Consider the following 9,955-nt stretch of genomic DNA (forward strand, 5'->3'; position numbering starts at 1 on the left):
CTTACTCTCCATCTATATTTAATACAAAATTAATCGCTTTTTTTATGTAGTCTGGCACAATAAAATCATTACTTTCATCTAATTTTTCAAGTAATAATTGTGCAAAAACACCTTTTCCAATATAACTAGAATCAATCTGCATTAAAATATCATATGCAATGTCTTCCTGATTTACAGTTTTTTCATTTAGATAGGCATCCAAATAACCTTCCATTCTTTTTTTAACGTCTCCATTTGTTGTCAACAAATCCAAAATAATACTAATCATTATCTTGGCATTGTCCTTTTCTAATGAAAGTTCATATTCGAAAGTTTTCAAATTTTTGAATATCCGACAATTGTTAGTCATATTTTTTACTTGTTTCATCAAAAACAGCTGCGGATTATTTCCTTCTGCTGGTGTATCTTTATTCGGTTTTGCTTCTTTATCTGGATCATTGTCTGTGATTACTGAAACCCGAATAGGTATAGTATCTGTTACCTTATACTCTTCGTTCTCAAATTTCTCTTTTTTTCTAAATGTATCTATTCTATTAGCATATGCCTCTTTTGTCTCTTTTCCATTCTTTTCAGGACAAATCGGTTCATATCCATCATATAATTTTAAAAAGTATTGAAAATATATTCCATTCATGTTTATAACCGATATCCCAGCTTCCTCTAAAGATCTCGGAAGGTTGTCCTTTTTCATTTTAGCCAAATACAATTCTGCTAATTTGGGTACAAGAAGTGCTTCTGCCAATCCTTCTACTAAAATATTTCCTTTTGAAAACAATAAGGTAGAACGAGTTGCATCTAACCATCTGTTGATAAATTGTTTCGCCTTCTTATTTATCACACATTCTTTTAAAGAAGTTATTTTTATCCCATTAGAAGTTGTATTAAAACTTATTATATTATCAACAGGCGTTGTCGATGCAATAATCGTCGAATGAGTGGTAATAATAACTTGAATTTCATTCTTATCAGCCTGTTCCTTAAGATATTTTAATACCTTAATTTGAATCTGCGGATGTAAATGAGCTTCTAACTCTTCTATCAGCAGAATTCGTGGAGAAGTATAGTTTTCTTTCAATCCTTCAAATTCTGCTAAAATAGTCGCCAAATAAATCAGATTATTGTACCCCAAACTATTTTCAAAAAGATTTCTGAATACACTTTCTTCTGTTGGTAATTTTCCTGGAAAAAACACAATTCTCAAAGCTTCCACAATTCTTTCAAAAGTAACCTCTCCAAATTGAATTTTTGTTGTTTGGGCAAATATGGTTCCCAGAGCTTTCTCAAGACTATCATTAATTAGCTCGTTTGCTCTGGCAATGTCTGTTCTTTTCGATAAGGTATCATTAAAATCATTAACATCCTTTTCTATCTCCGTCAAATTTCCAGTTTTTCTTTTTTCTTCTAATTCTTTCTGTGATAAATTAATTAACAATCTGGCTAATCTCGATCCACGGCTTGCTTTCAACTTTCGTTCGGCATCTCTTAATGCCGGAAGATAAACACATTGAATGTCATTCAACGGTTCCCATTCAAAAATACTATTTGAAGACTCTCCTCCCCAAATTGATTTTTTATAATTATTACGTCTATCTTGTTTTTTATTTATATCCACATTTAATATTGCATTATAATCTTTATCCAACCAAGTGATATATTCTACCTTCTTTTTCTCAGACAAATCGCCAAATCTACCTTTTATAGAAATCTTATCAACCATAACTTTCTTATCTGCAGATGAATAGAAATCCTCTTCTAATATTCCACTTCTCGCATATTCGTCTTCATTAAGCAATAATCGAATTGCATCGATTACTGTACTCTTTCCACATCCATTTTCTCCAACTAATACATTTAATCCTTTATCAAAATGAATTACTTTTTTATCTTTGAATAATCGGTAACCTTCTATTTGTAAATCCGATAAATACATTTTCCTTCTCCTATTTTGTGATAATAATATTCTGTGTGCATTTACACTGATTTTTTTACATTGTATCATACCATAATAAAATTTACTATTTGAAAAAGATACATGAAAATCTCTATACCTTACAAACTTAGCAAGCACTGCCGGTGTCCGGACACAACGGCAAAATCCCCATATCGCCTGTTTTCCGATATGGATAGATTTTCACAGGGAAGTATCCCTGACCCTCTTCCATTTTATATTTTTTTTATTTGACCACACCAATTACTTTTGCTACAATAATTTATGGATACGTGCATCCAAACAACCAAATAACCCAAACACAGACTGTTGTAAACCGAACAAGTTGCAACAGTTTTTTTGTACCATTTTTTCAAAATCGAAATATAAAAACAGAAAAGAGGAATGAATTATGGCAAACCGAACCCGGACACACCGAAATGAATTTCATTTAAATGATGACGAGCAATACATTCTGGATGAGAAATTCCGGCTTTCCAAAATGAAAAACAAATCTGCATTTCTCCGGAAACTGGTGCTTTATGGTTTTGTCTATGATGTGGACTACTCCCACATCCGGGAAATGAATGCCCAGCTTGGCAACATTGGCAGCAATCTGAACCAGATTACCAAACGGGTAAACAGTACAAATACCATTTACAAAAAAGATATGGAAGAGATAAAGGAGCTGATGAATCAGATATGGCAGTTACAAAAATCCATGGTATCAAAGCAACCGTTGATAAAGCAATAGAATATATCTGCAATCCAGACAAGACTGATGAACAGATTTATGTCTCATCTTTTGCCTGCTCGCCGGAGACTGCAGCTTTGGATTTCAAATACACGCTGGACCATACAAACGAACAGATTTCTTCTAATGGACAAAATAGAGAAAATAAGGCGTTTCATCTGATACAGGCTTTTGCCCCGGAAGAAGTTTCCTATGACAAGGCACATACGATTGGAAAAGAATTGGCCGACCAGCTTCTGGAAGGAAAATATTCTTATGTACTGACCACACACATTGATAAAGGCCATATTCACAATCATCTGATCTTCTGTGCTGCCGATAATATTGATCATAATCATTACCATGACTGTAAAAAAAGTTACTGGAAAATCCGCAAACTCAGCGACCGATTGTGTGAAGAACACGGGTTGTCTGTCATTCATTCCACCGAAAAGCGTGGCATGAGATATAATGAATGGTCTGCCAATCAAAATGAAAACAGTTGGAAGGCCAATATACGAAAAGACATTAATCAGGCAATCAAATCCTCTTCCACTTATGATGATTTTATTGCTTTGATGAATGCCAAAGGCTATGAAATGAAAAATACTTCCCTGGATCAAAACAGCGGTAAATATATTTCTTTCCGTCCCTCAGGAAAAGACCGTTTTGTACGGGGCAGTGCTAAATCATTGGGGAAGAATTTCACGAAAGAACGGATTAAAGAACGCATAGAAAATAAACAAGAACGCAAGCGCATGTTCACCAGATCAGACAATCTGCGGCAGCTTATAGACATAACATCTGACACAAAATTCTCTGAAAACACTGGCTTGAAGAAATGGGCTTCCAAAGAGAACCTGAAAGTTGCGGCACATACATACAATCTTATGCTTTCCAAAAATATCCATAATTTTTCAGAATTAAATGAACGTATCAATGTCCTGAAAGAACAGACACAGACAGCTAACCGCAGCATTGTTTCTATTGAACACCAGCTCCGGGAACTTTCCGAAATCATCAAATATGCAGAACAATATCAGGAAAACAAACCTTTCAATGACCGTTATGAAAATGCCAAAGATCAGGACCGGTTCCTGCGGAAATACGAATCACGGATTATTCTCTTTGCCGGTGCAGAACGTATGCTCCAGCGTAAAGGAATTGACCCACGCCATATGAAACTGGAACACCTGAGAAAACAATACCGTGATCTCATTTCTCAAAAGGAAAAGCTGGCGATACAGCAAAAATCAACTTCCGCTGATCTCAAAGAACTGGAACAGATCAGGCAAAATATGGAAGAATATCTTCAAGTGCATCCGCTGGATCAGGAAAAACCATTTAACCCAAATTCCACACCGGAACTATAATAGTTTTTCTTAATTCTGCCCATAAAAAGACAGCAAAGGCTGCTAATAACAACCCCCTTTGCCGTCTTTTCTTTTTTCATCATTCCATCCCCATTTCAGGCTTTTTCACAGTATCTTTTGAAGGTTTTCCTTCTGATTTTTCACTGGAAAGCTGCTCTTTGGCAAGTTCCAGTCTCTCTACGATTGAAAACGCCCTTACTCCTTCATTTACACTTTTTACTATGTCCTTTACCATGGAATTGTTCAGCATCCCATCTATCTGGTTATAGTTGGCTTCCTCCAGTTCTTCAACTTTTGTAAGAGGGTTTCTCGCTCGGCGTTCTGTCAGGTCATCCATGCGCTTTAATAGTTCCGCCGCTTCTTTTACATCTTCCGCAGGTTCTTCCTCGTCAATCACCCCCTGTATCCAGTCACGGATATAATCTTCCTCTCCTTTCTGCAGGTCACTGTAAATCTTGCTGATATTTTCTTCCCTGTTCTTCACCGCATCCCGGTAGCCATAGGGATCAACCATTTTGGAAAATTGATCAATATCTTTTGCCAGCTCATTGCACACTCTGTCCAAATCCTCTGCATCCTCACGCTGCAATCTGGCCTGCGTCTCTACGTCCCACACCTCTGCATCCGGAAATTGTGCAATCAGGTCACGGATAGCCTGTTGTACCAGAGGATGATCCCTCAATTCAGGAACCATATTGATGGTATCTACATCTATTGTCTGCCCCTCCAATACTCCCATCGAAGCATCCAGATCTTCATCTGTCCCTTCCGTATGCAGGACAAATCCAATGCCTTTGATTCCATTCATTCTTTCGGAAGGAATGGCTTCATACAGACGCACAGCGTCCTGAAAAGTCAGATGGTCGTGATATTCACCCAATGACGGAAATTCCATACATTCTGCCACATAAAACGTCAGTGTCTGTACCGGTTCCCCGGTCGTAATCTCTGCTTTTATTCTATCTGAAATCGTTTCTCTTACTTTCAATTCCTCCCGTAAAAGATTGATGAATCCGTCCAGTACCGCCGGATGGCTGTTCACAACAAAGTCTGCATTTCTCTCCTCTCCCCACGGGTTCTTATCCTCAAATACAGGAATACTCTCTGCCCACTTTCTGTTCTCCACAGAAAATCTATTATCCCATGAAAAATGCCGCACGGTATTGGCAAGCACGTAGGACATCCTCTCTGCCCCATATTCCTCGAGTACAACTTTTGCTGCATCAGATGCAAGGTGCATCCCGTCAAACCGCTTCCTGATCACATCCTCAATGGCATCACGGCAGGATATGTTTTCTTTTTGGGATTGCCTGTATGCTTCTGTCTCACCGTGTTCCCGTGCATAAGCTGCTGAATACGGATAAATAGGATGCTCTTCTGGTTGTACCTGAAGCGGTACAATCCGGTTCGCCGCCTCTGTCCTCTCCATAAACTCCTCATAGTTGAGCACCTGACAGTCCTCAAAATCCAGTCTCTCGTCCTCAAGGATTTCTTCGATTGCCTCTTCAATAGTCAGACCCGGATTTTCATAAATACCCCCATCCAGTTCCCGGTAATCATGGCCATAAAAAGTATAATCAAAACCTCCCTCTGTATGCTGAATAGTGAAATACCTGTCTCCAATCTTGTAAGCAATTTCTGCATCATGCAAATCAATCTCCACATCCACCTGCTCTACAGCATTGATAATTTCCGGATTATCCCACCCTTCTACATTCTGGTAATCCAAAATATTCCTGTCCACGCCATTGATACACTGGATAAAATCGAGGCTTCCCGGCAAAGGGAGGCTGTTCTGGATGCCAAAGGCTTTCTGCTTATGGTTTGGAAGGCTGAAATATGCCTGTAGGGCTTCTTGCATATCTGCATATTCCTTTATTTCAAGTGGGCCTGACTTCTGCAGATCTTCCACCACATAATAGTGGTCAATAAAAGGCTTTTCGTTTTCTTGTTCCTGTTGCCTTTCCAAAAACTGCGGCACCGCACGGAAACCAAAACTGTCTACATACATTGCCTGGTTTTCCCCATTTTTATGAAGCAGCACAATATCACTGACTGAAAGGGAATGCCCGGTAAAATCCTCCGGGCGGAACAGATTAAATTCTTCAAAAATATCATCCAGCGTCTGCCCTTCCTGAAGGGGTGCTATATAGACCATCCTGTAATTATCTTTCTCAACCTTTAAGCCGGACTTTTCCAGACGGTCCAGACTTTCAAAGCGGTGGTAATGCAGATCCTCACCATCCCTTAACTGATAAATACCAAACATATCCCTCCCGGCAGAAAACAGCTCATTTTCCATCTCTGCCATTTCTTTCTCAATCTGGTTCACCATTTTCATAGCGGCTTCTCTCTGCCTCATCAATTCTGCGTATGTTGCCATAAGTTTCTCCTTTCTGTGGTTCTTGATCTATACTTTTCTATAAACTTGCTGCTTTCTCCCTGTTTCTAACGGTATCCAGCCCCGTCTGCTGACTCTGTTCCTGATAATAAGCCAGTTTTCCCATGATAGACGGACGGTCTTCTTCTGTCCTCTGTCCTGTCCCATTTTTTACAGATAGATCCGGATTTTCCCTAAAAGACTGCCCGGTTTCATTTTCTTCCGGAAGATTCTCTTCATCGCCCAGTTCATCCAGACATTCCTCTGTTCCTTTTTCATCCATATTTAACAGGGCATTTAATTCTGCAAGGCGCTCCTGCTTTTCGTTCAGTTCATCCTCCTGCGCAAATGGTTTTTCCACTTCCTCCTTGGCATTTTCAAGCTGTTTCTCCGTATTCGCCAATAGTTCCTGCTCTTTTGCCTGGCTTTTTTCCATCCCATCCAGAACATTGTTGATACGGGTCAGATTACCAAAGGCATCGGAACCAACCTCAATGCTGTGTGTCAGCGCACCTTTCAGGTTCAATGTAAATTTCTGATAAAAAGTGTCATAAACCACATTCATTTTAAATCCCAGATACTCCCCTATCTGCACCTGCTGGTTTGGTGTTTTCACCTGCTTGCAGAATGCGATCAGCGCAGTTCCTGCCTCCTTTTTATCCGTATATGTCCTGTCTCCCAGAGTCATGGAAAAGGTATCTTTATCCGCAGGCTTCACTTCTCTGTAATGGGCAATGTCAACCGCATACGCAGCAATCAGTTCCTTCGTACTGCTGATTTTCTTCGGATAATGCTTCAGGATATTGTCCTGCAGGCGGTAGATCTGGCTTGTATGGTTGGCCTTTAACAGTTTCAGTCTGGAAACCTGTATATCCAGGTCCATTTTTTCTTTAATATAGGGATTGCCCGTTGCCAGTGCTTTTACCTCTGCGTAACTCAAACTGGCTTCATCTATATCCTCGCAGGAACGTACCGGTGATTTACTGGTCATGATCTGGCTGATGAACTTCTGCTTATTCTCGATGACCTGCCAGGAGTATGCATCAAATGTCCCTTCGGTGATATACCGGAAAATATGTACTTTCTTATTCCGGTTACCTTGCCGGATAATACGCCCCTCCCTTTGTTCAATGTCAGAAGGACGCCACGGTACATCCATATGATGTTCTGCGATCAGAAGATCCTGCACGTTGGTACCGGCTCCCATTTTTGCAGTGGAACCAAGCAAAAAGCGAACCTGTCCGCTTCTTACTTTTGCAAACAGCTCCGCTTTCCTTGTTTCCGTATTGGCATCATGGATAAATGCGATTTGTTCCGGAGGCACTCCCTGTGCCATCAGCTTATCCCGGATGTCATGGTAAATATTAAAAGTGCCGTCATTCTTCGGGGTAGACAGGTCACAGAAAATAAGCTGCGTGGATTTTTCTGCCTCCGTCTCCTTCCATATCTCCAGAGCTTTTTCCACACAGGCATTAGATTTCGAGTCCCCATCATCCGGAAGTATTGGGTTGATCAGGCGCTGGTCTAAGGCCAGTTTCCTGCCGTCATTGGTAATCTTGAGCATATTGTCCTGTGAAGGGTCCACCAGCCTGTTTCTGACCGCCTCTGCCCTTTCTGAAAGGTCTTTTACCATGTCCTGCTGGTATTCGCTTGGTTTCAGCACCACATCCTCATAAACGGCTTCCGGGACAGGCAGTTTCAGCATATCCGGGGTCTGGATATCGGCACTTTCCTTGAAAATGGAGATCAGCTCCGGAAGATTAAAAAACTTTGCAAATCTCGTCTTCGCACGGTAGCCTGTGCCTTCGGGAACGAGTTTGTCAAGATGATTTTTGTAAGTTTTCTAAATTCAAATATTTATCTGCTGAAAAATCTCCTAACATCTCGTGTTTGCATATTTCTTGAAACACCGTATTCAAAGGCTTCTTCGCACTTTCCGATTGCTTCACATTTACAATAAAAGTTGTTTTTCCTATTCGTGTTGTATAAGATAAAGCGTTCTCTTTCATATAATCATTTTCTCCTTTTTCTAAATTGATTGTGGGGCATTCCGTTTGAAACACCCCACAAATACTGCCTATTTCATCAGAACATATCAAGAAGTCATTAAGTTGCGAGTATAATGGAAGTGGTTATCTTTCCATACCTCGCTTGTTTTTTCGTGCCTTGATACGCTCTTGTCTTTCTTTTTCCCTTGCTTCTTTTTCGGCTCGTTCCTGTGCTTCCTTAAAAGAAAAAAGTTGCTTCACTTTCTCGGTAAAAAGTTTAGCAACTTCGGGGAAATGCTCCAACGCTTCAAGAAAAGGTCTGCACTTTTCTTTCAGTTCGTTGTATTTAGTTTTCATTCTTTCCAATGCGTTTGCACTGTCAAAATATTTCTGTCGGTAATAATCTGCACTCTGCTCCAAGTTCTTGATTTCCGCACGACTGGTAATGCCTTCTTTGGCAAGGGCAGTAAGTTGGGAATAATCCTCTTTGGAGATTGCCATTTTACCTGTGATTGTTTTCTGCCCCATACTGTCAATCTCATTTAAGGTTTTGGAAACATTACGGGCAGGCTCATACTTAACCTGTTCCTTTTGAATACGCTTCTGCAACTTCTCCAATCTCTCTTTGTCTTGCTTGATTTGATACTGTAGTGAGGTCAAATGCTCTGCTGTACTTCCGTATTCGCCACGCTGAAAGCCTTTGAACCCTTGTTCCGTCATATAGTGAAATAATTCATCTTGCAGTATGCTGTACGAAGCTCTAAACATCGGCTTTCCGTTCTTTCTTAACAACGGATTTCCTTTTTCATCGGTCAGCGGAATATCCGATTTCCACTTCTTTGAGTGGCTAATCTGATTAACAACTTCCTTGACTGTTCCACGCAGTTCGGGGTCTTTACAACGCTTGCTCCACAAGATTTCTTTCTCCACTACTGGCAGAACCATAGCGTGAAGATGATAATGGTAAACCTCTTTTCCCAATTCCTCGGTTGCTGCTGCATTGATTTCATCAGCGTGCATTACCGCCGATATAACATTGTCAGCACCGAATTTTTCTTCAATAAAATGATAGGCTTCTTTATAAAATTGCTTTGCATATTCATAGCCACCGTTACGCTCGAAGTACATCGTATTCACATCAATCACAATCTCATTAAAGAGTGTTGCGTCTTTCCTCAACCCACGAAGCGACACCTGACCGTCTGTTTCCATCTGCTTTAACTGTTCCATATAGGTCGGGGCGGTAGGCTTTTTGAAATGCACATTAAAGGGTATCCGTTCCTCAATCACATTCATATTTTCATAGGTTTCATTCTTGCGTTCGTTGTGCCTTTCCGCCTTGCTCACATCAGAAGCGGCGTACTTTTTTACCCTTGCACAACTCATATCCGCCTTGTTGTTTTTTGCCATTTTGCTCTCCTTTCTCGGCAGGGCGAAGCCATTACACAACATTCTCTGAATGTGTGTAACCCACTATTACAAAATTGCATTAATTTTTGAGTAATATTTCTATGGAAAATATTTCTAATATATGGAATAATTAAAAGAAAACGC

General features: G+C 40.1%; 7 protein-coding genes. 2 read left to right on the plus strand and 5 right to left on the minus strand.

All coding sequences use genetic code 11. The annotated features are described in order from the left end of the window. Position 1 precedes the first annotated feature (1 nt). Entirely contained in the window at positions 2 to 1,930 is a 1,929-nt protein-coding gene (locus tag ACESZH_RS21685) for an ATP-dependent endonuclease (protein ID WP_373219086.1), read from the minus strand. 409 nt (positions 1,931 to 2,339) lie between these two features. Here ACESZH_RS21685 and mobC point away from each other — a divergent pair, with 409 nt between their 5' ends. Both mobC and ACESZH_RS21695 read left to right on the plus strand, forming a co-directional pair. Further along, positions 2,340 to 2,681 (plus strand): plasmid mobilization relaxosome protein MobC, encoded by a 342-nt coding sequence (gene mobC / locus ACESZH_RS21690; protein ID WP_373219087.1) that lies wholly within the window; start codon positions 2,340 to 2,342, stop codon positions 2,679 to 2,681. Beyond that, the gene (locus tag ACESZH_RS21695; RefSeq protein WP_373219088.1) at positions 2,630 to 4,033 is read left to right on the plus strand and encodes a relaxase/mobilization nuclease domain-containing protein; all 1,404 of its coding nucleotides are present in this window, start codon (positions 2,630 to 2,632) and stop codon (positions 4,031 to 4,033) included. The genes mobC and ACESZH_RS21695 overlap by 52 nt, the downstream gene beginning before the upstream one ends. 79 nt (positions 4,034 to 4,112) lie before the next feature. On the opposite strand, the gene ACESZH_RS21700 is transcribed toward ACESZH_RS21695, so the two are convergent. The 4 genes from ACESZH_RS21700 to ACESZH_RS21715 form a co-directional block, all read right to left on the minus strand. Further along, positions 4,113 to 6,416, minus strand: coding sequence for a DUF3849 domain-containing protein (locus ACESZH_RS21700; RefSeq protein ID WP_373219089.1), 2,304 nt, complete (start codon positions 6,414 to 6,416; stop codon positions 4,113 to 4,115). Between the two features lie 37 nt (positions 6,417 to 6,453). Continuing rightward, the gene (locus tag ACESZH_RS21705) at positions 6,454 to 8,118 is read right to left on the minus strand and encodes a helicase-related protein (protein WP_373219090.1); all 1,665 of its coding nucleotides are present in this window, start codon (positions 8,116 to 8,118) and stop codon (positions 6,454 to 6,456) included. 115 nt (positions 8,119 to 8,233) lie between these two features. Beyond that, complete coding sequence (locus tag ACESZH_RS21710; RefSeq protein ID WP_373219091.1) at positions 8,234 to 8,422, minus strand: transposase; 189 nt, start codon at positions 8,420 to 8,422, stop codon at positions 8,234 to 8,236. Between the two features lie 123 nt (positions 8,423 to 8,545). Next, positions 8,546 to 9,811, minus strand: coding sequence for a plasmid recombination protein (locus tag ACESZH_RS21715; protein WP_373219092.1), 1,266 nt, complete (start codon positions 9,809 to 9,811; stop codon positions 8,546 to 8,548). Between the last annotated feature and the right edge of the window lie 144 nt (positions 9,812 to 9,955).

The sequence above is a fragment of the Ruminococcus sp. 5_1_39BFAA genome (genome assembly GCF_964240875.1).
Classification (GTDB): Bacteria; Bacillota; Clostridia; order Lachnospirales; family Lachnospiraceae; genus Blautia_A.